This is a genomic window from Frankia umida (assembly GCF_023242945.1).
Lineage (GTDB): Bacteria > Actinomycetota > Actinomycetes > Frankiales > Frankiaceae > Frankia > Frankia umida.
This window is the reverse complement of sequence record NZ_JALKFT010000019.1, coordinates 70,686-94,680: the sequence shown is the minus strand read 5'-3', so window position 1 is coordinate 94,680 and position 23,995 is coordinate 70,686. Positions and strand designations below refer to the sequence as shown.

23 protein-coding genes and 1 tRNA gene are annotated in these 23,995 nt (G+C 72.2%); 11 read left to right on the top strand and 13 right to left on the bottom strand.

Going from position 1 to position 23,995, the window contains the following annotated elements:
• Positions 1-5 precede the first annotated feature (5 nt).
• Together MXD59_RS18055 and murI are read right to left on the bottom strand one after the other, a co-directional pair.
• Positions 6-752 carry an MBL fold metallo-hydrolase gene (locus MXD59_RS18055; protein ID WP_248825868.1) on the bottom strand — a complete coding sequence of 249 codons (747 nt, stop codon included), beginning with the start codon at positions 750-752 and terminating at the stop codon, positions 6-8.
• Positions 749-1,684 (bottom strand): glutamate racemase, encoded by a 936-nt coding sequence (gene murI, locus MXD59_RS18050; protein WP_248825867.1) that lies wholly within the window; start codon positions 1,682-1,684, stop codon positions 749-751. Before murI ends, MXD59_RS18055 begins: the two co-directional genes overlap by 4 nt.
• Before the next feature lie 643 nt (positions 1,685-2,327).
• Here murI and MXD59_RS18045 point away from each other — a divergent pair.
• Complete coding sequence (locus MXD59_RS18045) at positions 2,328-2,708, top strand: hypothetical protein (RefSeq protein ID WP_248825866.1); 381 nt, start codon at positions 2,328-2,330, stop codon at positions 2,706-2,708.
• On the opposite strand, the gene MXD59_RS18040 is transcribed toward MXD59_RS18045, so the two are convergent.
• From MXD59_RS18040 to MXD59_RS18030, 3 genes are all read right to left on the bottom strand, one after another.
• The gene (locus MXD59_RS18040; RefSeq protein WP_372512127.1) at positions 2,671-3,558 is read right to left on the bottom strand and encodes an NAD(P)-dependent oxidoreductase; all 888 of its coding nucleotides are present in this window, start codon (positions 3,556-3,558) and stop codon (positions 2,671-2,673) included. The genes MXD59_RS18045 and MXD59_RS18040 overlap by 38 nt on opposite strands.
• Positions 3,559-3,575: 17 nt before the next feature.
• Entirely contained in the window at positions 3,576-4,148 is a 573-nt protein-coding gene (locus MXD59_RS18035) for an NUDIX hydrolase (RefSeq protein ID WP_248825864.1), read from the bottom strand.
• Between the two features lie 179 nt (positions 4,149-4,327).
• Positions 4,328-5,440 (bottom strand): 4Fe-4S binding protein, encoded by a 1,113-nt coding sequence (locus MXD59_RS18030; RefSeq protein ID WP_248825863.1) that lies wholly within the window; start codon positions 5,438-5,440, stop codon positions 4,328-4,330.
• Between the two features lie 154 nt (positions 5,441-5,594).
• Between MXD59_RS18030 and MXD59_RS18025 the strand changes: the two genes are divergently transcribed.
• Complete coding sequence (locus MXD59_RS18025) at positions 5,595-6,029, top strand: winged helix-turn-helix transcriptional regulator (protein ID WP_248825862.1); 435 nt, start codon at positions 5,595-5,597, stop codon at positions 6,027-6,029.
• A gap of 104 nt (positions 6,030-6,133) precedes the next feature.
• Here the strand turns inward: MXD59_RS18025 and MXD59_RS18020 are convergent, their stop codons facing one another.
• Both MXD59_RS18020 and MXD59_RS18015 read right to left on the bottom strand, forming a co-directional pair.
• Positions 6,134-6,736 (bottom strand): histidine phosphatase family protein, encoded by a 603-nt coding sequence (locus MXD59_RS18020; protein WP_248825861.1) that lies wholly within the window; start codon positions 6,734-6,736, stop codon positions 6,134-6,136.
• The gene (locus MXD59_RS18015; protein WP_248825860.1) at positions 6,733-7,101 is read right to left on the bottom strand and encodes a DUF3618 domain-containing protein; all 369 of its coding nucleotides are present in this window, start codon (positions 7,099-7,101) and stop codon (positions 6,733-6,735) included. Before MXD59_RS18015 ends, MXD59_RS18020 begins: the two co-directional genes overlap by 4 nt.
• A gap of 483 nt (positions 7,102-7,584) precedes the next feature.
• Here MXD59_RS18015 and MXD59_RS18010 point away from each other — a divergent pair, with 483 nt between their 5' ends.
• The 3 genes from MXD59_RS18010 (at position 7,585) to bcp (ending at position 9,592) form a co-directional block, all read left to right on the top strand.
• Positions 7,585-8,259, top strand: coding sequence for a MauE/DoxX family redox-associated membrane protein (locus MXD59_RS18010; RefSeq protein ID WP_248825859.1), 675 nt, complete (start codon positions 7,585-7,587; stop codon positions 8,257-8,259).
• Complete coding sequence (locus MXD59_RS18005; RefSeq protein WP_248825858.1) at positions 8,234-8,977, top strand: DsbA family protein; 744 nt, start codon at positions 8,234-8,236, stop codon at positions 8,975-8,977. Before MXD59_RS18010 ends, MXD59_RS18005 begins: the two co-directional genes overlap by 26 nt.
• Before the next feature lie 123 nt (positions 8,978-9,100).
• Positions 9,101-9,592 carry a thioredoxin-dependent thiol peroxidase gene (gene bcp / locus MXD59_RS18000; RefSeq protein WP_248825857.1) on the top strand — a complete coding sequence of 164 codons (492 nt, stop codon included), beginning with the start codon at positions 9,101-9,103 and terminating at the stop codon, positions 9,590-9,592.
• A gap of 7 nt (positions 9,593-9,599) precedes the next feature.
• Here the strand turns inward: bcp and MXD59_RS17995 are convergent, their stop codons facing one another.
• On the bottom strand, positions 9,600-10,055 hold the full coding sequence (locus tag MXD59_RS17995; protein WP_248825856.1) for a hypothetical protein: 456 nt from the start codon (positions 10,053-10,055) through the stop codon (positions 9,600-9,602).
• Positions 10,056-10,368: 313 nt separating this feature from the next.
• Here MXD59_RS17995 and MXD59_RS17990 point away from each other — a divergent pair.
• A tRNA-Leu gene (locus MXD59_RS17990) sits at positions 10,369-10,450 on the top strand.
• 100 nt (positions 10,451-10,550) lie between these two features.
• On the opposite strand, the gene MXD59_RS17985 is transcribed toward MXD59_RS17990, so the two are convergent.
• From MXD59_RS17985 to MXD59_RS17970, 4 genes are all read right to left on the bottom strand, one after another.
• Positions 10,551-11,789, bottom strand: coding sequence for a lysylphosphatidylglycerol synthase transmembrane domain-containing protein (locus tag MXD59_RS17985; RefSeq protein ID WP_372512126.1), 1,239 nt, complete (start codon positions 11,787-11,789; stop codon positions 10,551-10,553).
• Positions 11,790-12,025: 236 nt separating this feature from the next.
• On the bottom strand, positions 12,026-12,472 hold the full coding sequence (locus MXD59_RS17980) for an ATP-binding protein (protein ID WP_248825854.1): 447 nt from the start codon (positions 12,470-12,472) through the stop codon (positions 12,026-12,028).
• 230 nt (positions 12,473-12,702) lie between these two features.
• Positions 12,703-14,583: a hypothetical protein gene (locus MXD59_RS17975; RefSeq protein ID WP_248825853.1), complete on the bottom strand. Its 1,881-nt coding sequence runs from the start codon at positions 14,581-14,583 to the stop codon at positions 12,703-12,705.
• 232 nt (positions 14,584-14,815) lie between these two features.
• The gene (locus tag MXD59_RS17970) at positions 14,816-15,484 is read right to left on the bottom strand and encodes a hypothetical protein (protein ID WP_248825852.1); all 669 of its coding nucleotides are present in this window, start codon (positions 15,482-15,484) and stop codon (positions 14,816-14,818) included.
• A gap of 255 nt (positions 15,485-15,739) precedes the next feature.
• Between MXD59_RS17970 and MXD59_RS17965 the strand changes: the two genes are divergently transcribed.
• From MXD59_RS17965 to MXD59_RS27020, 3 genes are all read left to right on the top strand, one after another.
• Positions 15,740-16,132: a GroES family chaperonin gene (locus MXD59_RS17965; protein ID WP_248825851.1), complete on the top strand. Its 393-nt coding sequence runs from the start codon at positions 15,740-15,742 to the stop codon at positions 16,130-16,132.
• A gap of 476 nt (positions 16,133-16,608) precedes the next feature.
• A complete protein-coding gene (locus tag MXD59_RS17960) occupies positions 16,609-16,908 on the top strand; it encodes a DUF4193 family protein (RefSeq protein ID WP_248811341.1) in 300 nt (99 codons plus the stop codon).
• Between the two features lie 160 nt (positions 16,909-17,068).
• Positions 17,069-20,392, top strand: coding sequence for a winged helix-turn-helix domain-containing protein (locus MXD59_RS27020; protein ID WP_248825850.1), 3,324 nt, complete (start codon positions 17,069-17,071; stop codon positions 20,390-20,392).
• A 111-nt stretch (positions 20,393-20,503) separates the two neighbouring features.
• On the opposite strand, the gene MXD59_RS17950 is transcribed toward MXD59_RS27020, so the two are convergent.
• Positions 20,504-21,088, bottom strand: coding sequence for a hypothetical protein (locus MXD59_RS17950; RefSeq protein ID WP_248825849.1), 585 nt, complete (start codon positions 21,086-21,088; stop codon positions 20,504-20,506).
• Between the two features lie 1,078 nt (positions 21,089-22,166).
• Between MXD59_RS17950 and MXD59_RS17945 the strand changes: the two genes are divergently transcribed.
• Both MXD59_RS17945 and MXD59_RS17940 read left to right on the top strand, forming a co-directional pair.
• Positions 22,167-22,952 carry a helix-turn-helix transcriptional regulator gene (locus MXD59_RS17945; RefSeq protein WP_248811344.1) on the top strand — a complete coding sequence of 262 codons (786 nt, stop codon included), beginning with the start codon at positions 22,167-22,169 and terminating at the stop codon, positions 22,950-22,952.
• A gap of 146 nt (positions 22,953-23,098) precedes the next feature.
• Positions 23,099-23,320 carry a hypothetical protein gene (locus MXD59_RS17940; RefSeq protein ID WP_248825848.1) on the top strand — a complete coding sequence of 74 codons (222 nt, stop codon included), beginning with the start codon at positions 23,099-23,101 and terminating at the stop codon, positions 23,318-23,320.
• Positions 23,321-23,995: the final 675 nt, after the last annotated feature.

The following is a 23,995-nucleotide window of genomic DNA, read 5'->3' as shown; positions in this document are numbered from 1 at the left end:
GGCGATCAGACCTCGAAGGTGGCGCCGGAACTGGCGACGGTGAGCTGGCCGTCGAACGCCGCGGCCGCCTCCTGCTGCGACCGGGCCGCGTTTCCCCAGGGCACCAGGTGGGTGAGCACCAGATGCCCGACGTCGGCGCGCTGGGCGTGCTCGCCGGCCTCCCGGCCGGTCAGATGCAGGTCGGGCGGGTTGTCCTCGTCGTCCAGGAAGGACGCCTCACACAGGAACAGGTCGCTGTCGCGGGCCAGCCGCACGAGCCGGTCACACGCGCCGGTGTCACCCGAGTAGGTGAGCACCTTGTCGCCGTCGGTGATGCGCACCCCATAGGCCTCGATCGGATGGGCGACCCGGGTCAGATCGATGCGGTACGGCCCGATGTGCAGACAGCCGGCGCCGATGGTCCGGAAGTCGTAGATGTCGGCGAGACTGTCCTCGGGCCGCTTCTCGAACGCGCCGCACAGTCGTTCCTGGGTGTTGATCGGCCCGTAGACGGGCAGCTTCGGCGGCATGCCCTCCGGGTGGTAGCGCCGGGCGTAGGAGTTCGCGACCAGGTCCAGACAGTGGTCACCGTGCAGGTGGCTGAGCAGGACGGCGTCGATGTCGCGCAGGTCGCAGTGCCGCTGCAGCTCGCCCATCGAACCGTTACCCGCGTCGACGACCAGTCGGAACCCGTCCGCCTCGATCAGGTACGACGAACAGGCCGAGGCCGGGCCCGGGTACGTGCCGGAACATCCAAGAATGGTCAGTTTCACCGTGGCACCACCGGACTCTGCGGGCTGGAATGACTCTGCGGGCTGGAATGACTCTGCGGGCTGGAATGACTCTGCGGGCTGATGAGGTTTTTCGGGCCGAGATGGCCGGACTGACCGGGAGTACCCGGCTCGCCGGGCTGCGGCACGCCGCGGACGGCGAGCAGCTCCGGGCCGAGGAAGCGGCGGCCCACCCGGGTGAAGGACGTCGGATCACCGGTGGTCAGGAAGCGGTGTGTGGGCGGGGGCAGATCGGGGTCGCGGAACAGGCCCTCACGGGCCAGCACGCGGTAGGTGTCCTTCGCCGTCTCCTCGGCGCTGCTTACCAGTGTCACGCCATCCCCCATCACAAGGCCAATCACACCGGTCAGCAGCGGATAATGGGTACAGCCCAGGATCACGGTGTCAACGTCGGCTTCCTGCAGGGGCGAAAGGTACGCCTCGGCGAGGCCGAGCAGCTGGCGTCCCGCGGTGGTGCCCCGCTCGACGAAGTCCACGAACGCGGGGCAGGCGGCGCTGGTCAGTTCGATGCCGGCGGCCGCGGTGAACGCGTCGTCATAGGCCCGGCTGGTGATCGTCGCGACGGTGCCGATGACGCCGACGCGACCGCTGCGCGTGGCCGCCGCCGCCCGCCGGGTGGCCGGCATGATCACTTCGATGACCGGGACGTCGTAGCGTTCGCGGGCGTCGCGCAGGCAGGCGGCGCTGGCGGTGTTACAGGCCAGCACGAGCATCTTCACCCCCTCGGCCACGAGACGGTCGAGGCATTCCAGCGCGAACCCACGGACCTCGGCGATCGGACGTGGTCCATACGGGGCCCGTGCGGTGTCACCCAGATACACCAGCGGTTCGTGCGGTAGCTGGTCCAGAATCGCGCGGGCCACGGTGAGACCCCCGACCCCGCTGTCGAACACTCCGACCGGCGCGCCACTCATGAGCGATCAGACTAAGCCGGAAACCCGGCGCTCACCCTGTGGCTGTCATCACGAAACCTTTGTCGAATGCCGGACACATCGCTGATGTCAGAGATCGTGGCGATCTGTCCGGTGCGGCGCGCTCCAGTCATCCCCTGGTGCTACCCACTGGCGTCGCTGTCCGTGCGGTGTCTGGACGATGTGTGGCTCGGTCGACATTCGTGTGTCCGACATCTGTCGGGAAACACGGACAGGCACGGCGGGGAGGCCGGCTGGCCGCCGGTGTTGGCATACGGGTTGAAGGATCGCAAAGAGGGTGTACGCTGAAACTGCCTGTGATCGATCAGTGACTACAAGCTATCGAGCAGGTAGGTTGAGGTCGCGGCTGTGGTGTCCGGGTCGTTCCCATCCGTCCCCGGCTCGCGATACCCAGTCGCTTCTCGGTCCGGGCGGCGCCGGTCGGGCATCCCCAGGGAGGTCCGACCGGCGCCGTCAGGCCGAGAGCGTCGCAGGTCGGGCTGGCGGCGCCGGCCGATCCAGGGCTCGTCGGTGACGGTCCGAGCCTGTCGGATTGGCGTCGATCGATACCGCGGCCGTGCGGCCAGGGAGTAGGAAGGGGCAGGTGGCCGGCTCACCGAACCGACCCTGATCGGGTCCAAGCGTCGTGGGGGTTGACATCACAGCCTGGCTCGTAAGCCCGTGTCTCGCGGTCGAACCGCATGCGGACGAGTGGTCCCGGAGCTGGGACTACGCGAAGTCCGACGGTCTGGTCGACGCGGACGGCATGACCGCCGACCCCACAGGTCTGGCGGATACCGCGGGTCTGGCCGGGGGTCTGGCCGTCACCGCCGGGCCCGCCCGCGCCGCGGGCCTGATCGACACCGCGGGGCTCGCCGGCACCACGGATCTGGCCGGCACCACGGATCTGGCCGGCCTCGCCAGCGTGGCCAGGCCAGGCGCGGACCGACGGGACCCGGCCGGTCGGGACCCGGCCCGACGAGAGCGGGTCAGGCCAGCCCCGCGCGGCGGCGCGCCGTCTCGGTGACGGCGGCCCAGTCCTGCTCGGCCTGGCCGTGCGCGAGCGCCTCGACGAAGGCGTCCCGGAGAACCCCACCGAAGGGCAACGGCACGTTGTGTTCCAGCCCGGAGGTCAGCGCCAGCTGGACGTCCTTGAAGCCCAGCGGCAGGCGGAAGTTCACCGGCTCGTAGCTGCGGCTGCCGATCATCGCCCCGTATCCGGCGAAGATCGGACCGGTGAACAGGCCATCGGTGAGCAGCTCGAGGAACTGGACCGGGTCGAGGCCGCCGGCCTCGATGACGGTGGTCGCCTCCGCCATCGCCTCGATCGAGCAGGCGATGAGATAGTTCCCGAAGATCTTCGTCAGGTTCGCCGCGGACGGCTGGTCGCCGACGATCCAGGTGCGCCGGCCGAGCACGTCGAACAGCGGACGCACACTGTCGATGTCGGCGGTCGCACCCGCGGCCACAACCACGAGGTTGCCCGCGGCGGCCGCCTCGGTACGCCCGAACACCGGGGCGGCGACGTAACGCAGACCCCGGTCGGTGTGCGCGCGCAGCGCCCGGTCGGCCAGCGCCGTGCTGACGGTGGCCATGTTGACATGCAGCGCGCCGTGCGGGGCCGCGTCCAGCACGGCCGGGTCCAGCAGACGGTCGGTGACCGCCCGGTCGTCGGCGAGCATGCTCAGCACGACGCCGGTCGCGAACGCCTCGTCGATGGTGGCCGCGGTGGCGCCGGCCGCCACGAGCCGCTCGACCGGCTCGGGGGAGCGGTTCCAGACCAGCACCGTGTGACCGGCCTCGAGCAGGTTACGGGCCATCGCGCCACCCATGCCGCCGAGGCCGATGAATCCGATCCGCATGTGGCCACGCTCCACTGGGCGACGAGCCGGTGTCAAGCCGCCGGCGCGGCATCCCGTAGGACGGCCAGCGCGGTCGTCACCAGGTGGCGCATGAGCGCCGGGTCATCGCCGCGGTAGCGGGCGAGGAAGTCCTCCGGCGCGAGGATCCGCCGTCCCGCCGACTCGTGGGTGCTCTCCCAGGTACCGAGGTCACGGACCCGGGCGGTGCGGATCACCATGTACGTGAGGTCGTCCGGGCCGAAGTGGTCCGACTCGATGACCTCGACGGGATGCAGCGGGCCGAGCCGGGCCCGGATCTCCTCCCATGCCTCCCGGCGGATGGTCTGCTCCAGCGACGACTCGCCGCGCTGCACATGCCCACCGGGGATGTCCAGCCCGCGGGTCAGCTCGGCGACGACCAGATGCCCGTCGTCGGTCACAGCCACCACGGACGCGCTCGTGACCTGCTCGAAGGGCGGATCCGGGGAGGGGCCGAGGCAGGTGAGGGTCGAGGGCCGCTCACCCGCGCCGCGCACCTGGCGCCGATCGGCGCGCGCCGGATCGGTGCCCGGGCGGCCCGCCTGCGCGGCGGCCGGGTGGTCAGTGTGCGGGTTCTCGGCGTCCATGCGGGGACATCTCCTTCGCCTTCGGACCGTAGGTCGGGCTCGACGTCGGAATGTGCCCACCCATCAGCGCCAGCGGATTGCCGTAGACCACGACCGCGGCGACCCGGGGTGCCAGGTTCGCGGGAACGGTCTCGCCCCGACCCGGGAACGTGGGGATGCGGCCACCGACCGCACATGCCTCACCGCTCGTCGGGCTTGGGCGGTTCGTCCGGCTCGGGCGGCCCGTCGGGGTCGATCCGCCGCCGGGAGCGGCCGGCGTCGCCCACCTGGCGGATCTGCTTGTGTGGGAAGCGGCGGCGGGCGTGCTCGGCGGCCGGCGAACCGGCGGTGACGTACAGCGGTTCGACCTTGTCCTGGAGGGGGCGCAGCACCTGTGCCATGAACCCCTGACGGTCCGCCAGGTAGGGGTCGACAACGTCCTCGCCGGCCGGGCACACCGCCATGCAGTACGCCGCCTTGTAGTTCGCCCGAAACGAGAGGCTCTGCCACATGGAGGCGTTCTCGGCGTCGCTCACCCGGTGTCGGAAGTCCGCTCCGTCGGTGCTGTCGGCGACTGTTTCCGCCCAGTCGGTGAAACCTCCCATGAACTCACGGTAGTTATGTGTGAAGCAGGTGAGGAAGTCGAAACCGCCGTCCTTGTCGATGGCGCCGACGGGGCAGGCCGCGACGCACAGTTTGCATTCCAGGCAGGGGTTGTAGTCGATCGGCGAGCCGTACTCGCTCACGGGTGCGCCGACCAGCAGCGTGGCCAGCAGGACGAAGTTCCCGAACCGGGGGTGGATGACGTTTCGGTGTATGCCGATCGCGCCGAGGCCCGCGGCGACCGCGACGGTCTTGTGGGCGACCACCCAGATGCGTCCCGGGTAGCGGTCCATCTCCATCGGAAAGGTCGCCGACGGGTTGACCGCCCGGAATCCCGTGTCCTGCAGGGCGCGGACGGTCCGGCGGGCGGCGGTGTTGACGAGTTCGCCGCTGTGATGGAACTCCTGGTTGGCGACGCTGCGCTCGGGTGAGCGGACATTGTCGCGGTTCATGCGGACCACGAGGCTGACCAGGCTGCGGGTGCCGGACAGGGCCCGCTCCACGTGCTCGCGTTCGGCGGCGAGTTCGGGTCGGTCGATCGGCACGGCGGCCACGTCGTCGGCGCCGGCTCGCAGCGCGATCTCCCGTAGCCAGCCGGCGTCCACGACGGCGGGTGCGCCAGGTGTGTCGCGGAGCGCGGCCCGGCGGGCGTGGGCCGCGCGCACCGTCGGATGGTTGGCGAGCCGCGCCGGCAGGCGAGTCTCGGTCACGTGCTCGTCCGAAGACTCCATGGGCCCTCCAAAAGGTCCTTGGGCTTTTAGGTTGGAAATTCCAACTCACTATCGGACGGGTCGCGTAGTGGGGTCAACCGGTAGGTTCGGACCAGCGGCCCGGTGGATCGACGGGTCCGAGGAGGCTGTGATCATGGCCGCTGGTGGGCGGGACTGTTCGATCGCGAACGCGCTGGGCGTCATCGGGGAGCGCTGGAGCCTGCTCGCGTTGCGCGAGGTGCTGCTCGGAGAACGCCGGTTCGACCAGATCGCCCGCAACACCGGGGCGAGCCGGGACATCCTCGCGGCTCGCCTGCGGACGTTGGTGGACCGTGGTGTGCTCACCCGGCAGCTCTACGAGCGGCATCCGCCGCGTTACGAGTACCTGCCCACGGAGGCCGGTCAGGCCCTGGCGCCGATCCTGCTGGCGCTCACCGACTGGGGCGATCGTTACGTCACCACCGGCCCGCCGCCGACCCGGTGGGAACATGACTGCGGAGCCGAGCTGGAGCCGGAACTGGTGTGCCGGCACTGCCACGCCCCGGTGGTCGCCGGTTCCACCCGTCTGCTGCGCCTCGGCCAGGTCTGATGTCGCACGTGCGATTGGCGTAGTACTGCTGGTCAGCGCCGGGGTCAACCGCCCCCTGGCCTGATCGATCCGGCCGAAGGCCGCCGGCGCGCGGGCGGGCGGGCTCAGCCGGGCAGGTTGAGCAGTTCGATCGCGGGGGACTCGTGCTCGTGACCGAGCACCGACAGGGTGCCCGCGCCCAGCACGAACCGTGCGCCGGCGCGCGGCGGCAGGCCCAGCCACCGGGCGATGAGCACGCGCAGCATGTGCCCGTGGCCGACGAGGGCCACGTCGCCGCGCTCCAGCCAGGGACGCAGCCGGGAGAGCACCGCGTCGGCGCGGGCACCGACCTGCTCGGGGGTCTCACCGCCCGGTACGGGCGCGTCCCACACCGTCCACCCGGGGACGCTCTGACGGATCGTCACGGTGGTGACGCCCTCGTAGTCGCCGTAGTCCCACTCGGCGAGGTCCTCCCAGACCAGACGTTCGGGCACCGGAGGGGAGACCAGACCCGCGAGATCCGCGGTGTGCCGGGCGCGGCGCCGGGGGCTCGTCACCGCGAGCACGAACGTCAGCCCGTCCAGATGGGCGGCCTGCGCGGCGGCCTGACGCTTGCCCTCCTCGGTCAGCGGGACGTCGGTCCGCCCGGTGTGCCGGCCGTCGCGGCTCCAGGCCGTCTGGCCGTGCCGCAGCAGCACCACCCGGCCCGGTGCCGGGGCGCCGCTCATCGGCTGGCATGCCGCCGACGGCGTCGGCGCACCCCGCCGACGAACAACACCAGCGTGCTCGTGGCCAGGACCACCCGGTCCCAGCGGACCGCCCGCACGACCCTCGGCGCGCCTGTGTCGACACCGGGTGGCGCGCCGGAGGGCACCCCGGGGGTGAGCGCCGTCTCCGGGCTCGGCGCCGGAGCCAGGCCGAGTACGGGACCGTAGCGTTGGCGCAGCTCCGTGGTGCGCACGCGCAGCTGCTCCTGGGCGCGCTCGGCCACCCGACGGGGGCTGACGATCTCCGCGATGGCGTCGATCGTCTCGGCGAGCTCGGCGCGGGTCTCCTCGATCTGCTGCTGGATGGCGGCCGGGTCCTGCGGCACGAATGTTGCCCTCTCGTCCGGTGCGGGTGGCGGCGCGACGTCCCGCGTCGGGTGTGGCCGGCCTGTTCCGATCGTGCCAGACCTGCCACCCCCCGGCGAGGCGAAACGTCGCGGCGCGTGCCAGGACATACCTCTCATCCGGCGCCCAGCCCGCCCGGCGGTGGCACCGAGCAGGGCGGACCCGGTCGCCACGGCTGGCCGCCGCGGGTGCACGGCGGCGCCGGTCGGGGCCGGAACGGGCCGCCCGGCCCGTCGAGAGCGGGCCGTTCGGCGCCTGGGGGATGACGCGGCGCGGACTACGCTGAGACTGGGTGTGACGGCCTCGGACCAGGTCAGACCGGATATGGGGGGCAACCCCCGGCCTGGTTCGCGACGGCTGACCCCGATCGGGATATCGGGCCGCTTCTCACTCGTTGGCACAGGCAGTTCGACCCGGGTCTGTCCCGGGCGTCCGCGGCACGTTCGACCAGGAACGGAACGGACATGTTCACGATCGCCCATCGCCTGCGCGCCCCGTCGCAGCCGGCGAGCCGCGTGGTCTCCACCGCGCTGCGGCTCGTCCTCGGTGCTGTGTGGCTGGCCGCCGGGCTACTCAAGATCAACGATCCCGACGGGATGCTGCGCTCGGTGCGGGCGTTTCGGATCCTGCCGGAGTCGCTGGTCCAACCGGTCGCCTACGGCGTGCCGTTCCTGGAGATCGCGCTCGGCGTGCTGCTGGTGCTCGGACTGGCCGTGCGGGTCAGCGCGGTCGTGTCGGCGCTGATGTTCGCGACGTACATCGCGGCCATCGCCTCGGCGGCGGCCCGCGGCCTGCGGATCGACTGCGGCTGCTTCTCCTCCGGCGGCGATCTGGGCGCCGACGCGCCCACCCATTACACCTCCGAGCTCGTCCGCGACAGCCTGCTGCTGCTCGTCGCGCTCGTGCTCGTGTGGCGGCCCACCGGCTACCTCGCGGTGGACCGTCTTCTCGACAGACCGGTCGACCTCGACACCTCGCACGACCCGAACCAGGACGAATCAGCCCTGGACGATCCCAGCCTGGACGATCCCCGCCTGGGCGAAGCCAGTCCGGACGAAGCCGGCTCGGGTGATGGCGTCACGTCGACCGCCGACCACCGCAGGAGTGACGTAGATGGCTTCGAAAGTCTCAAAAAGTAAGCAGACGGCGAGCGCCGAGGATCGCCGGACGAAGGCCGCCGCCGCCCGGGCCGCGGCGGCCGCGGCGGAGCGGCGGCGGCGCAACCTGATCGTCGGCGGGGCCGTCGTCCTCGTGCTCGCGCTGGTCGCCGTGCTCGGTTTCCTCGTGCAGAACTCGCGGGAGGGATCGAAGCCGGTGGTGTTGCCGGCCCCGGCCACCGGCACCGATCACGGCATCATCGTCGGTAAGGCCAGCGCGCCCGTCACGGTCGACATGTACGAGGACTTCCAGTGCCCGGCCTGCGAGGCGCTGGAGACCCAGACCGGCCCGACCATCGGCACCCTGCTCGACCAGGGCAAAATCAAGATCGACTATCACATGATGTCGTTCCTGGGCCCCGAGTCGGTCCGGGCGGCGAACGCGGCGGCCGCGGCGGCGAACGAGGGCCGGTTCCGCGAACTGCACGAGGTCCTCTACGCCAACCAGCCCGAGGAGAAAACCGGTGGTTTCACCAACGCCACCCTCATCGAGCTCGGCGCCAAGGCCGGCCTGACCTCGCAGGCCTACAAGGACGCGGTGAACAACGGCACCTATGACGGCTACGTCCACAAGGTCGACCAGGACGCGTCCAAGGCCGATGTCACCGGCACCCCGACAGTGATCATCAACGGTAAGCGGCTCACCGGCGCCGAGCTCACGCCGGACGGCTTCACCGCCGCCGTCAACGCGGCGGCCTGAGCACCGCGGGTCGCCGGCCGACCAGGTGGTCCGGGCTGAAACGGGAGTGGGGCGAAGTGGAGACCACGCCCGGTCGGCGGTCGGTTTGCCGATCTGCCCGGGCCCCGACTACCTTGTCGGCCCATGACCGAGACCGCCACCGCCGCCCGCCTGTCCGCCGGCGACCCCGCACCGCTGTTCACCCTGTCCGACGCCGAGGAACGCGAGGTGTCGCTCGAGTCGTACCGAGGCCGCCGGGTGGTGGTCTACTTCTACCCGGCCGCCTCCACCCCGGGCTGCACGAAGCAGGCCTGCGACTTTCGGGACAACCTCGCCCTGCTGGGCGATGCCGGCATCGACGTGCTCGGCATCTCGCCGGACAAGCCGGCGAAACTCGCGAAGTTCCGCGACGCCCAGTCGCTGACCTTCCCCCTGCTGTCCGACCCGGACCGGTCCGTGCTGGCGGCCTACGGTGCGTTCGGGGAGAAGACGATGTACGGGAAGAAGACCGTCGGGGTGATCCGCTCGACCTTCGTCGTCGGCGCGGACGGCGCGATCGAGGTCGCGCAGTACAACGTGCGCGCCACCGGCCACGTCGCCAAGCTGCTCCGCGACCTGAGCCTCGCCGCCGACTGAGCGCGGCTCAGCTGGCGGGGCGCAGGTCCCAGCGCAGCAGTACGTTGTCCGGCCGGCCGGGGTCGACGAGCACCGGGATGCGCCGTGGGCGCCCGGACGAGGCGACGGCGAGGGCGGCGAGGTCGACGTCCGTGCCCGGGGCGACGGCGGCGCGCACCACCGGATAGGGCTGGCCGCCCGGCTGGTCCACCAGCAGGTGGACCTCCGCGACGGGCCGGCCGTTCACCCGGGCGCCGGTGTCGCGCAGCGCGTCGACGGTCGCGGTGGTCGCCCGTCCGCTGTCGATCAGTCGCAGGGCCTCGTTGCGTTCGGTCAGCGCCTGCGCGGCGGTGGACGTCGCCGGGGGCTGCGCCGGCGCGGCGGGCCCGGCTGGCGTGGGCGGCGTGGGCGGCGTGGACGGCGTGGACGCGCGGGGCTCGGGGGTGGCCGCCGCGGCGGAATCCGGGATGTTCGGGTCGGTCATGGGTCGGTCTCCCCGTCCTCGCGTGCCGGTCTCACCTGCCGGTTCGCGAGCGGGTCCAGCGCGCTACCGGGGCTGGGCCTGGCGGGCCGCAGCAGGCTCAGCGTGCCGTAGCGGGGCCCACCGTGCGGGTCGGCCAGCCGACAGCTGTCACCTCATCGACGCGGGGTTATGTGTCCCGTCCCCGGCGCGACAAACCCCGCGCGCGGAATCAGGACGTATCCGGACTGATGCGACGGCGCAGCGTAGCGGGCCTGCGGTGCTTCGCCGAACCAGCCGGTAAACCGCTTGCCCGGCCTCGCTACCCTGGTGGCACGCGGGAGTGGCGGAATGGCAGACGCAGCAGGTTTAGGTCCTGCCGCCCACTGGGCGTGGGGGTTCAAGTCCCCCCTCCCGCACCCTTGCGCTGTCGCACTCGGGACGAGCCGGGCGGTGCGCAGGTCAGCGGTGCCCAGGTCAGCGGTGCCCAGGTCGGCGGGCCGTCCCGCCGGCATGCGTCTAGAGGTCGCCGCTGCGGCGCAGGCCGGCCAGGGCGAGGGCGCCGGGGACGACCGGCAGCCAGAAGCTGATCACGCGGTAGACCAGGACGGCGGCGAGCATGGTCGCCGCACTGCCACCGGCCGCGGTCAGGCCGAAGGCCAGCGCCGGCTCCAGCGCGCCGACCCCGCCGGCCGTCGGTGCCGCTCCGGCGACCATCGAGCCGACCAGGTAGACGGTGGCGACCGACATCAGCGTGACGCTGGCACCGAACGCCCACACCGTGCAGGCGAGCGCGAGGATCTGGAACAGCCGGGTAGCGGCCTGCGAGGCGACCAGCAGCGCGGCCCGACCGGGGGAGTGCGCCAGGGTCGACAGGTGGCTGCGGAACACCCGGGCGGCCGGGCGCACGACCACCCGGACCCGTGGATGCGCGACGGTACCGGTGACCAGCGCCATCACGATCACGACGCCGATCGTGGTCGGCCCCGCGCCCAGATCGTGGACGGTGGTGCGGACCGGGCTGACCACCGCCGTGCCGATGCCGGAGTCGCTGAGGGTGCCCGCGACGATCGCGAGACCCAGCAGGTGGGTCACCGCGCCCGCGCCCTTCACCGAGGCGACGGCGGCGAGTGCGGCCGGCCGGGTCATCCCACGCCGTTGCAGGAACCGCAGGTGGACCGCGATCGCACCGAGGCCGGCGGGGACGATGCGGTTCGTCGCGGCGGCGGCGAGCTGCACGGCGGTCACCGTCCGTAGTGACATGCGCAGGCCGCTGGCGGAGCGCAGGGAGACGCCGTTGGCGACGTAGAACAGGGCGGTCGCGCCGGCGCAGGCGGCCAGCCAGTGCCAACGCGGAGCCGGCACGCCGGACAGCCGGGACGCGGCATCCCCGCGGAACTGAATGCCCAGGACGACCAGCAGGATGCCGGTGGCGATCAGACACGCCAGGGTGCGCCGCCGTGAACGCGCCCGAGCGGTGGACGCATCCGGCATCACCAGCGCCAGCGGCTCGGCGAAAACATGACGGTACGGATCCACGGGGCCGCAGATACGCGCGGCCGGGGAGGCGGCGGGTGAGGAGGAGACTGTCATGCCCGCGTCACCAGGGACCGCGGTGATCTCGCCGACACGCGAGCCGAGAACGACCGGAATCTCGATGGCAACCCCCGTCGGGCTGGTGCCGTGGCCACGATCGTGGCGCGGCGAGCTGTGATCACCGTACGCGAGTTGCCTGAACAGGGACTGAAGTGCCCACACTGTTGTGCTGACGGCTGCCCATCCAGAACGTACGTATCGCAGACCCGACTATCGCCGACAGATGCTGTCGGCGGTGCGCCACTCGCTCTGCGCCACGTCATGCGACCTCCCGCCCGGTCAGTTCGAGCTGGATTGCATTACTTCATAATAATAAAAGCGGATATTTTGGACTATCTGTGAAAGGCCGGTCCCGAGCTGGGTGCGGCGCTTGCGCTCCCGCTCCGACGCCCGGTCGCTCAGGTGCCGCAGGTGACCTCCACGGAGCCCTCCTGTCGCGGGGGGTCCGGCTGGCGCGGTAGGTCGAACCACACCTGTTTGCCGGGCCCCTGCTCCTGTGGGCAGTCCACGATCCCCCACTGCAGCGCCAGCGCCGCCACCAGATGCATACCTCGCCCCGACTCGTCGTCGTCGTCGGCCAGCCGCAACGTGGGATGCAACGAGCTCCCGTCATCGACCGCGATGCGGATGCGGTCGATGCTGAGGGTGACGGTCAGCCGTAGTGCGCCGCGGTCACCGACAAATCGGACCGCGTTCGTCACCACCTCGCTGATGAGCAGCTGGGCGACCTCGATCGCCTCAGCCCGGTTCCAGGCGGCAAGCAGCTCGGTGACAAGCCGGCGGGCCCGCCCGGCGGCGCGGGGTTCGGCGGGCAGGTCGAAGCGTGCGGTCAGTACTCCGGCCACGCCTCACCTTCCGTGGGATCGAGCGGAACGGCTCCGGCACGCGGTGTCGTCCTCGCGTCGGGCACGCTGCCCGGCGACGCGTACCTGCCTCCTTGTCCGGCACCTCAAACCTGCGCCGATCGTGGCCGCGGGTCGTCTCTCCTCCGCCGGTCGCACCTGGATACCGCGTGCGGCCCCCCCAACAGGGGACGACGCGCCGCGGTGGACAGCGAGATCCGCGGCCGACCGACTCAGATCACGTCGATGCCATCGAGGACCGATTCCTGCCGCGCCAGCCACGCCCTGGTGACCTCGTCGACCTGAGCCTGGTCGACGAGGGCGGCCGCCGGGGAGAGCCCGTTCGTGCCGCTGTGGGTGCCCGTCACGGGCTGCGGGGACCGCGGTGACAGTCCGGGCAGTGCCGGGGACGCGTGCCGCTGAGCGGGCTGCTGAGCCGGGCGGACCGTCCGGTGCTCGGCGGCGCGGGCGTCGGCGGCCCGGCGCGCGTTCGACCCCGCGGCCCCGGCGCCACCCATCGCCCCTCGCGGGGCGTGGGTGGGCTCGGGTGGGGTCCGTCGGGGCACGCCGAGCCGATCGACGGGCATCGCGGCGGGCGGGCGTCCCTGCGGCCCGAGTTCCGCCAGCCCGGATTCTCCCGGTCCGAACCCGTTGCCCGGTCCGAACCCGTTGCCGGGCGCGCCACGGTCCGCCGCACCGTTGCCGCCGTCGCCCGTTCGGGTCGCGGCCAACCCGGAACGGCCGGTGATCTCGACCGGTCCGGAGATCGGCGGCGCCGGACGGGAGGTGGGTACCGCGATGCCGTCCGGGTAGCGGGGCACTGCTGCGCGATCGGCCGGACGTGCCGGTGGCGCGGCGCCGGGTGCCGGGTAGTGCCGGCCGTCCAGCTGGGCGGCGGCGGGAGCCGGTGCCACGGGCAGCGGGGGCGCGGGTGCTGGTTCGGGGGCGGCCACACCCGGCAACCGGGGCACCGCGCCGGTGGGCCGAGGCTGACCGGGTGCCTGCCGAAGAGGCGCGGGTGGGAAGGGAACGCCGGACCCGGAGGGCACCGGGCCTGGTCGTGGGCCGGCCGGCGCGCCACGGCCAGGATCGTCGAAGCGGCGCGCCGTGGTGGGCTGGCGGACTGGCGGGGCCGCCGGGCCAGCGGGCTGATCGCCGGGTCTGGCGCCACCCCGACGTCGGACGTCGTCGGGGTGGCGCTCGCTGTCGCGTCGCGTGCCCTCGGTGTACGGGGCGTCCTCGCTGTAGGGGACGGCGCCGTAGGGGACTTCGCTCACGGGCCGACGCTCGACGCCGCGCGGATCGCCGGCGTATCGGCGCTCGTCGCCGTAGCGCTGCTCGTCGCCGTAGCGCTGCTCGTCGCGAGGGCGGCGTTGCGTGTCGTACCGGTTCGCGTCTCGGCGCCGAGCCTCGTCGCCGAGACGGGCGTCCTCGCGGTGGCGGGCATCCTCGGCGTACTGGCCGTCCGGCTCGGGTCGACCGTTGCCGTACTGGGCTTCCTGCCCGTACTGGGTGTATCTGGCGTCGTCGCCGGGGCGGGCGGCGGTGGGATATCGGCGGTCCGTCTCGCGGCGGGGATCCTGGGACCGCGGGCGCTCGGACCGGTCGGCCAGTGCCATCGGCATGGGCACGGCCGGGGGAGGTCCGGACGGCGGCGGTATGGACGGCATGGGTGCGGACGGCATGGGTGCGGACGGCATGGGTGCGGACGGCGGTGGTGCGGACGGCGGCGGCGGGGCGATGGGAACAGGCGCGGTCGGCGGGGGCGGCAGGATGCGGCCGACCGGTGGCCGCGGCGCCGGCAGCTCCTCGGAGTGATCGCCCGGCGCACCGGCGTGCAGGCCCAGCGGCGCGAGATCGGCGTCGCCGTCCTGGCTGGGATCGTCGGGTGCGATGCCGGTGATCGCCACGATCGAGGCGCAGGGCCAGAGCCGGTCACAGCTGAGGCAGAGCTCGAACTCGTTCGGCTGGTGCAGGTCGATCAGTGTGATCAGAGAGTTGATGTGTTCGATGATCTTTGGACCGACCAGTACCGGCCCACGCGCGATGACGTCGAGCTCGGAGCGTAGTCGCCCGTGATACTGCTCGACGTCGGCAAGCCGCGGATCGTCCATCACAGGCAGCATGCACCATAGCGGCCGAGAAGGCGCGAACGGTGTAGAACGAAAGAGGGTGTTGTTACGGACGCCTTACCTTCCGCGCCCGTGAACAGGCCCAAAGCGGCGCCGAGCGTCCAAATTTCGTTACGCGACGTAACGGCGGTGGGCCCCTGGGGGCCCCCGCCTCGCCCCGCCCGCTGCGGCCGCACGTGCGCTCTGGTCCGTCGACGTTTCGGCTCCCAGCTGATCAGGAGCGTTCCGGCCGCACCTCGTCGGTGCGACGCACCTGGCGCATCAGGCCTTCCTGCAGCCGGGCGAACTCCTCGATGTAGGGACTTTCGACCTGGCCGGGAGCGCCGCCAGGCTTCTCACCCGGTGCGGAGCGGTCGAACGACTCGAAGCCGGCGAACTGGCCGGCTCCGTTCGCCAGTGGCATCCGGTCGGCCTGGCCGTCGAAGGCCGGGTAGTGGCCGGCGGCCTGCTGTGCGCCCCGGTCGCCGGGGGTGTCGTAGCTCGGCCCGTACGGCGGCATGGGCGGGGTGCCCGGCGCCGCGGGGCGGTCCTGGGCGTTGTCGAACGCCGGGTAGTGCGCGCCGTTCGCCGCGGCCGCCCGTTCGGCGGCGCCCCCGTCGTAGCCGTAACCGCCGGAGCCGTTCGCGCTGGCCGCACCCGGCGCGATCGACAGCGGGGCGCCGTGTCGGCCGTCGCCGTTCGGGTCCGCCTGCTCGGTGGACAGGAAACCCTCGGCCGCCGGGTAGATGCGGGCGGAGAGGCTCACCGACATGGGATCGCTGCCGTAGGTGATGACGTCGACCTGGTCCTCCGCGCTGATCCCGCCGTTACGGGCGAGATCGACGAAACGGAACAGATCGGCCCAGCGCAGTCCATCGAGATCGACACTGATGCGCAATGCCATGGTGGTGCCCCATCCCTGAGGTTCGTGACGTGCCGACGGTTCGCAGGCGCCAACAGACAAGCGATGAGGTGCCACGGCACGTCGCCCGTCAGCGCCAGCCCGGGCGGCGATGGGCGGCAGCTTATACCCCGTTGGGAGAGCATTCCCGCTCCGGTATGGTTCAGCACTCTCTGCGCCGTATGAAGTCGCCAGCGGAATCGGACTTGAGTGACATCCCTGTGGCATCCCGGTGGCGGACGGGTAGTGTCCCCAGCTGTGACTGTTGTGTCCGGCGGTGTCAACGGAGTCGACCCGATGACGGGGATGGACGTCCCGGCAGGTGTCACCCAGGCCGGCGGCCTGCCGATTCGGCTGCTGCACGACCGCGTGCTGGTGCAGCCGCGCGAGGACGCCGCCGACCGGCGCTCCAAGGCCGGCATCGTGATCCCGGCGACCGCGCAGATGGGCAAGCGGCTGTCCTGGGCGGACGTGGTCGCCGTGGGCACCGCGGTACGCACCATCCAGGTCGGCGACCGGGTGCTGTACGACCCCGAGGAGCGGGCCGAGGTCGAGCTCCACTCGACCACCTACATCCTGCTGCGGGAGCGGGACGTGCACGCGGTGGCCGCCCAGCGCGTCGATGACGGGCTGACCGGCCTGTACCTCTGAGCGGCGCGAACCTCGCCTGATCCGCGCCGCGGGTGGCCCGCCGCGGGTGCCGTTGGAGCGGTGCGGGGACCACCTGTCGTCATACCCGGGCCGCAATGGTGTACGGTGCCGCATCGGTCGGCATACGAGTGCGCCGCCCGGGCCGTGGTGGCCGGTCGTGAATGTGGTGGGACAGACACCGCGCCGGCTGGTCCGCTGTCTGGCCTGACGCGGTTGTGACCCGTATCCTTCGCTCGGCTTTGGAGATCCGCGTTCCGGCCGGGACCCTTGGATGTGGTGAGGCACCGGGAATGCGGACATTGGCCCGGTAGTCACTGCGTCCCCGGGTTTGCTGCGTACGGTAGCCGTCCGATGTCTTCGGGTACCGGGTTGTGGAGTTTCGTGTGTCCGGTGGACCCGGTCCCATCGGTGTGGTCATCGGCCTTGGCATGGCCAGTGGGCGAGCGACGGTAGAGAAAGGGAAGGGAACAGGACGCATGGCGCGTGACTTCGACGCTCGGCGAAGCGCGGACGTGGAGGACGACGAGCTTCAGGAGCAGAGCCTGGAGACGCTGAAGGCGCAGCGGGCTGGTGCGGCCGCGGATCTCGGCGACGACATGGACGCTCTCGAGACCGAACTCGACCTACCGGATGCGGAGGTACGCGACGAGGAGCTCTCCCTGCGGGTCCTGCCGCGTCAGGCTGACGAGTTCACCTGCACCCGGTGCTTCCTGGTGCAGCACCGCAGCCAGCTGGCCGACCCTCGGCGGGTGGTCTGCTCGGACTGCGCGGCCTAGTCGGCCGCCGCCCTGGCGGCGAGGTGACTCGTCCCATCCCGTCCCGCCTGCTCCGGGCGCCGGCCGACGTGCTTGGCGTCCGGAGGCCGACACGGGTTGCCCCTCCGTCTAAGTAGCTGTACCACTACCCAGGGCGAGATTGCCGTGGGGGTGGTGTGGAGTGCGGGACGAACAGGCACCGATAGCCGGTGATGTGCTACCCGGTGGTGTGCCGTCAGGCCGTGCCCTGGCGCGGCTGCCGCTGGTGCACGGCAACTTCGTCGTTCCGTCGGCGCCGGCCGGATTCGTCGACCGGCCCCGGCTGCGGGCCGATCTTGACGCGGCGATGGCCCGGCCGCTCACCGTTTTGTGCGCGTCCGCAGGCTGGGGCAAGACCACACTGCTGGCCTCCTGGTCGGTGGGACGTTCCGGTCGACCGCCCCTGGTGTGGATTCGGCTCGACCCGGCGACCCGATCGGCCGCCGAAAGCGAACCGGGCCTGGCCCTGTGGCCGCAGCTGCGTCACGGGCTGCGGCTCGCGGGCATCGTCGGGCCGGACGCCCTACGCGACGGCGACGAGTCGGCCCCGGCGACCGCGACCGACTACCGGCCACTGGCGAACCTGCTCGCCACCCGGACGGAACCGGTCGTCATCGTGCTCGACGACGTCCATCGGGTGCGCCACGCCGCCGATCTGGGCGGGCTCGATCTGCTGCTGGAACACGCGGGGGACAGGGTGCGCCTCGTGGTGGCCGGCCGTTCGGTGGCGATGGCCCTGCACCGCCCCCGTGCCGACGGCCGGGTCACCGAGTTCGGGCCGCGCGACCTCGCCTTCTCCGAACGCGAAGCCGTCGACCTGCTACGGCTGCACCCGCCGGACCCGCGGACCGCCCCACCCGACACCGTCGCGGATCTGGTGGGCGCGACCGAGGGCTGGGCGACCGGTCTGCGTCTGGCCCTCGCCGCCGGTGCTCCCCCCGAACCCCGGGACGCCGCCGGGGTGTCATCCGGGGCGGCGCCGGCACCGGTACTCGGTCGGGCGCAGGACGTCCTGGCCAGAGCACCCGACATCGCCGACTTCCTGCGAGCGGAAGTGCTCGATCGACATTCTCCCGAGGCGCGGCGCTTCCTGTTGCGCACCAGCCTGCTGGACGAGGTCACGGGGCCGCTCGCCGAGGTCGTGGTCGCCGACGGATCGACGTTGCCGGGTGCGGGCCGACTGGCCGACCTCGCCGAGCACGACGGCTTCGTGGTGGAGCTCGCCGGTGACCGCGGCTACCGCTACCACCGGCTGCTCGTGGCGATGCTGCGCGCCGACCTCGCCCGCGACCGCGGCGAGGACGTGGACGAGCTGAACCTGCGGGCGGCGCTGTGGTTCACCGCGCACCGCCGTCCCCTGGACGCCATTCGCCACGCCGCCCAGGCCGGCGACTGGTGGTACGCCGCCTGCCTGCTGCTCGACGGGTCCGGGCGACCGGAGCAGGCAGGGTTGGTCGGCGCGTTGCTGGGCCCGACCCACGTGCTGGACTCGACCCTGGCCGGGCTGCCGGCCGCCCCCGCGCACTGTGCGGAATGGGCGCTGGTCGTCGCCGTCCGTGCGCTGCGGGCCGGCCAACCGGACCGGGCCGGTGGGGCGCTGCGGACCGCCCGGGAGGCGATCGCGGTCGCCCCGGCGTCGCGGCGGCGCGGGCTGGGCGTGCAGGCGGATCTGATCGACCTGGGCCTGGCCGAGCTGGCCGGCGCGCCCGAGCAGATGCAGAGCCTGGCCCGCCGGCTTCTGCGTCCACCGGCGACAACCCCGCCAACTTCGGCAACTTCGGCAACTTCGACCGCTCCGGCAGCGCTGACGCCATCGACGGACGCGCCGGCCTCCGAGCCGCCCGAGCCGCCCGAGGCATCCGAGCCGCCCGAGGCATCCGAGGCATCGGTGGGGCTGGCGGTGTCGACGGCGAGGACGGCGCTGCCGGTGGACGTCGACGAGATCGTGTACGCGCTGGCCCGGTGCGGCCGGGGGCGCGCGCATCTGTGGCTCGGTCGGCCCGACGCCGCGGCGGACGATCTTCTGGCGGCGCTCGACGCGGCGCGGTCGGCGGCTTCGCGGGCGGTCGCGACGTCCGCCGGCGGTGCCCTCGCTCTCGCTCTCGCCCTGCGTGGTCGGCTGCGGCTGGCCGAGTCCCACGCGTGCGACGTGCTGGCGCTCGTCGGGGGGACGGCGCGGCCCGCCGAACCTGACCAGGGGAGCGACCGGCCGGGTGTGGTCGCGCCGACCGGTGTACTCGAGGCCCATCTCGCCCTCGTGGTGGTGGCCCTCGGCCGGGTCGACCGGGAACTGGCCGCCCGGCACCTGCAGGCCGCTCGGGCCTGCCAGGGTAGTGGTCATCCGCCGGGGCTGCTCGACCTGGTCACGATCTGGCAGGCCAGGCTGCTGCAACGGCTTGGCCATCCCGACGATCTGCGGGCCGCCCGGCGGCTGCTCGGCGGTCAGAGCCGACCGACCGGTCCGCCGCTGTGCGTGTCACTGTGGCAGGCCGCCGAGATCGACCTGCTGCTGGCGAGCGGCAACGCCCAGGCGGCCCGGGCGGTGCTCGAACGCGGCGCTCCGTCGCGCCAGGCCGACCATGTCCGGCTGCTCGCCCGGGCCCGGGTCGAACTTGGCTGTGCGGACCTGACGGCCGCCGATCAGGCGGTGTCGGTGCTGCTGCGGGCCGGCGGGGGAGGCGGGCCGACGGTGACGGCCTGCGTGTTCGCCGCGGTCATCGCGGCCCGTCGCGACGATCATGCCCGGGCGGCCGATCTGCTCGCCCGGGGGTTGGCCCTGGCCGAGGACGAGGGCTTCGCCAGCCCCTTCCTCGACCTCGGGAGCGAGGTGACGGCACTGCTCGACGCGCATCCCGGGCTGTCGAGCGCGCATCCGAGGTTCGTCACCGAACTACGCGGGATGCTGACCCGGGAGAGCGCCACGGTCCCGACGCCCGGGAAGGCGCCGTCCGGGCGGTCCATGACCGAGAGGGTGACGATCGGGGCGTCGGCGCGGGGGGAGGCGCTGCCCGCCGGATCGCCCTCCGGTGGCGTGCCGGCGCCAGGCCCCCGCCCTGGGCCGTCGTCCGTGCGGGCCGCGCAGCATGCGGGGACTGTCCGGGTCCCCGCACCGGCCGGTCCGCGCGCACCGATCCGACCTGGCGGCCCGGTGGGCGCGGGCGAGGCCCCGAGCCCGAGCGGTGCGGGCGGCCCCGGGCGGCCGTCCGGGCCGGGAACCTGGGGGCGCGGACCGGCGCCCGTCACCGGGCGCCGGTCCGGGACGCCGACGGCCGGCGACCGGCTCAGCGACCGCGAGCTCGCGGTGCTCAGCTACCTGCCGACGATGCTCACCACCGCCGAGATCGCCGCCGAGCTCTACGTCTCGGTCAACACGGTGAAGACACATCTGAAGAGCATCTACCGCAAGCTCGACGTCCCCCGCCGACGAGACGCCGTCCATCGCGCCCGTGAGCTGCATCTGCTCTGAGGCATCTCTGAGGCATCCGCTCTGCGTCATTCGCGCGGATGCGGATGGTGGCGCGGGCCACCGGGCGGCTGACGGTCAGCCCGGCCGCCCGCGGGGTCCGTCGCCCGCGGGTCAGCCGGGCTGACGGCTGCCCTGCCAACCGGGGTCGATGGCGCCGGGCTGGGTGGGGCGCTCGTCGTCGGTGAGTGACTCCGCGGTCGGGTCGATCTCGGCCGCCACCGACGCGGCGTGGGCCAGGGGTGCGCTGGCAGTATCCGCAACCCGGCCGGGCGTCGACATGTGGTCGGGCGTCGACATGTGGTCGGACGCTGACATGTGGTCGTGTGCCGGGGTGTGGTCGAGGGCCGGGGTGTGGTCGAACACCGAAGCGAACAGGTGGCGTTCGAGGTCGCGGTACGGCGGCGGGGTCGTCGGGACCGGCCCGAAGGCATCCCCGTCCGTCCCGGGGAAGTCGCTGGTCAGCTCGTCCGGGCGGGCTCGGGCCGCTCGATCGGGGAACGGGACGAGCGGCGCGTTCTCACGTGCCGCCGGCGTCCGAAGGACAGCCCGCAACACGCAGATGACGCCGGTGGCGATGCCCGCGACCATCAGAATGAGGCCGAGAACCTGAAGATCAATTCCCCCTGGCCGCCAGGTGAGGGCGTAGCGCAGCGCGGCGCCCACGGCGACCAGGAAGACCGACAGTCCCAATGTCATCGTCGTTCACCCCGTTTACCCCGTTCATCCCGTCGCGGTGGCGGGATCGCCGCCGTGGGGACGAGGGAATCGGTGGCGCGTGGCCGCATCAGTCGATCCGCGTCCGGTGCGGGTCGCCGCATAGGCCAGGAACCCCGCCGCCGGCCGGCGGCGGCGATGCGTCTTCCGTTCTGGTGCAGCTGTCTTGTTCCCTGCGTGACGGCGTCCCATGCGCTCTGACGTTGCGCGCGAGACGTATCACCCGACGTGAGGGGTAGGGCCCGGGCGGTCGGGGACCAGTCTGGGCTGTGGGCCCGGAGAAGGGCCGCGCCTGTTCGTGGGACGGCCGGAAGAGGCCGGGGCGGGCCACGAAGCGGCCGTAAGGCGGCCACGGAAAGCGCCTGAACCTCTACCAAGGTAGCCCAATGGGGGGGTACGCGGGAGAGGCAAGCGTCACGCAAACGAGTGTTCTGCGGGGTCCACGACGTAACCCGGACAAGAGATGGCCGGTTGGGGGCGTGTTTCTCCCACCTGAGTGGTGGGTTTGTCCGGATAACAGACGAGGGGCGTGGGTCAGTGCTGGCGTAGCAAGGTAGGCGGGCCCTACGCTTGCCGAACATGTCCACCTTCACCGGAATTTCATCCGGTGACGTAGCCACCACCACCGGGCCCCGCCCGGTGCGCTGCCACCACCGGGCCCCGCCCGGTGCACATCTGCGTATGACCCCCGGAGGCACACGTGAACGACCGAGTCCCCCGCCCGGCTGATGATATCGGTGAGGACCTACCCCATCAGCCGCGAATCGGCGTGACCGTGGACACACCAACAGATCTCGGTGTGGTGGGACGTATGGCACGGCACGCTCCGGTGAGCCCATCGGCTTCGCCAGTCGCACCGCACCGTGCCGCGGCCACCAGGCATCCCGCACCGGCCACGGGTGCGGGCGGCGCCGCCGCGCGACCACTGTCTCACACCCGGGCCGCGGGGCCACTGACAGGGGCCCCTTTGGGGCGCGGCGAGGTTCCGCTGGCCGGTGCCCGGAGCGCGGCCGGTGCCCCGGTGCGCCCCGGCGCGACGGCGGCGCGCGCGGGTGCGCCGATGCCCCGCGACCTGGCCCTCGGTGCCGCGGAGCTGCGCGGCATCCTGCGGGTGGTCGAGGACTGTGAGCGGGCCTCGTCGCTGGCCTCGTTCCGGGAACTCGCCCTCGACGGCATGGCCCGCCACCTCGGCTACCGGCACTCGGCCTTCTTCCTCGGTTCCTCCATCGAGACCGCCTTCCAGGACGCCCGGCCCACCGGCCGCGGTCTGGCCCTGCGGCTGGCCGGTCCCTACATGGAGCGTTACCGCGAGCTCGAGGCGCTGAGCAACCCGGAGAGTCTGCGTTCGGTCCGCGAGCGTGGTCTGGCGACGCTGGATGACCTCGGCGTGCCGGAGCGGCCCGAGGTGCGGATGCGCCTGGAGCGCTTCCTGCGCGCCCACGGCATCCACGCCAAGCTGCTCGTGCGCCTGTTCGGCCCGTCGAACGTCGGCGCGCTGATCTCGTTGCTCGACTCCCGTCCCGGCGCGTTCGGCCCGCGGGACCGGGCCGTCGGCGCCGTCCTCGGGCGGCACCTGGGGAACCTGCTGCGCTTCTACATCCGCACCGACCCGGGGCCCTCGGTCGCCGGTCGGCTCTCGGCGCGGGAACGTGACGTCGTGCGGCTGGTGGCCGAGGGTCGGTCGAACCGGCAGGTCGCCGAGGCACTGTGTATCAGCATCGACACGGTCAAGCATCACCTGACCCACGCGTTGGTCGCGACGGGATGCACGAACCGCACCCAGCTCGCCATCGCCTGGCAGCGCGAGACCAGCGCCTTCGCACCGCCGAGTCCGCCCCGGCCGTGACGATCCGCGCCGCTACCCGTCCGCTTCGGCCGGTGCTCGCGGCCGATGGATCGTCTGGGCGTCGTACGTCCGCGTCAGCTCGGCCTCCGGTCGGCCCGACGCGCTGACGTCACCGCGGACTGGCACGTGCACGTCGCGAAGGCACGATGTTGCTGGCTGGCGAGCTGCCCTGGCGCCGCACGGTGCCCACTCTCGTCATCGTCGGCCGGCTCCGCGCCGGTACCCAGCCGGTCGCGCACCTGGCAGGTGCCCGGGCCGGCAACCACCCGATCACGGTCGCGGTGACCCCACCCGCGCCCGATGGTCACCTGCCCGCAGGTGCGTGCTGCGCAGCCCGCCCGATCGCGGGCGGTCGGCCCCTGGTCTGACCGCCCGCGATCGGGGTCCGAGGCGCGCCGGGAATCGTCCCACCTCGCCTGATCGCCGTCTCGCCTGGCGTTCCGTGGCCTTCTCCGACAGCAATCCAAATCTTTTTTTGTACTGGTTAGACCATTTTTCGCTGATTTCGCGGGGGGTTGCACCGGGAAGGTGTCGACCCGACCGCGCGATGGTGTGTCCGGACAAGGATACCCAAAGGGTGGGAACAGCCCCCTGGGCGGGTGTAATGTCCGCTACATACCGGTGCGTCGGATTCGTGGTTGTCCTAGCCCGTGTCGCCCGGGTGGACGGTGTCCGATCGGCGACCAAGATGGGCCTCCTGCCGGCTTGCGATCGATGGTGGGCTGTGGCTAGGTTGGCGGTGTACTGGCCGGTCGAGTACCACTCTCGCCGTCCGGGTCGCCTCGGTCACTGACCCCTGCCGTCGGCGGCGCGACCTCGCCTCGGACCCGTCGTGATCGGTCGTCTCCCGCCGATTGGGCGCGATGTACCCGGGTTTTTTTCGCTCGTTTGCCATTTGTGGCAGAGAAAAGGAAAACAGTGCTGCCGTGCCCGATGGGGAATTGGCCTTCGGGTCCGAACGGAAATAGCTGGCGTGCGGTGAACCTGGTTTTCGGTGGGTGGGCCACGAATTCCTGAGCTTGCTGCAGGCTGCGGGCCGGTGT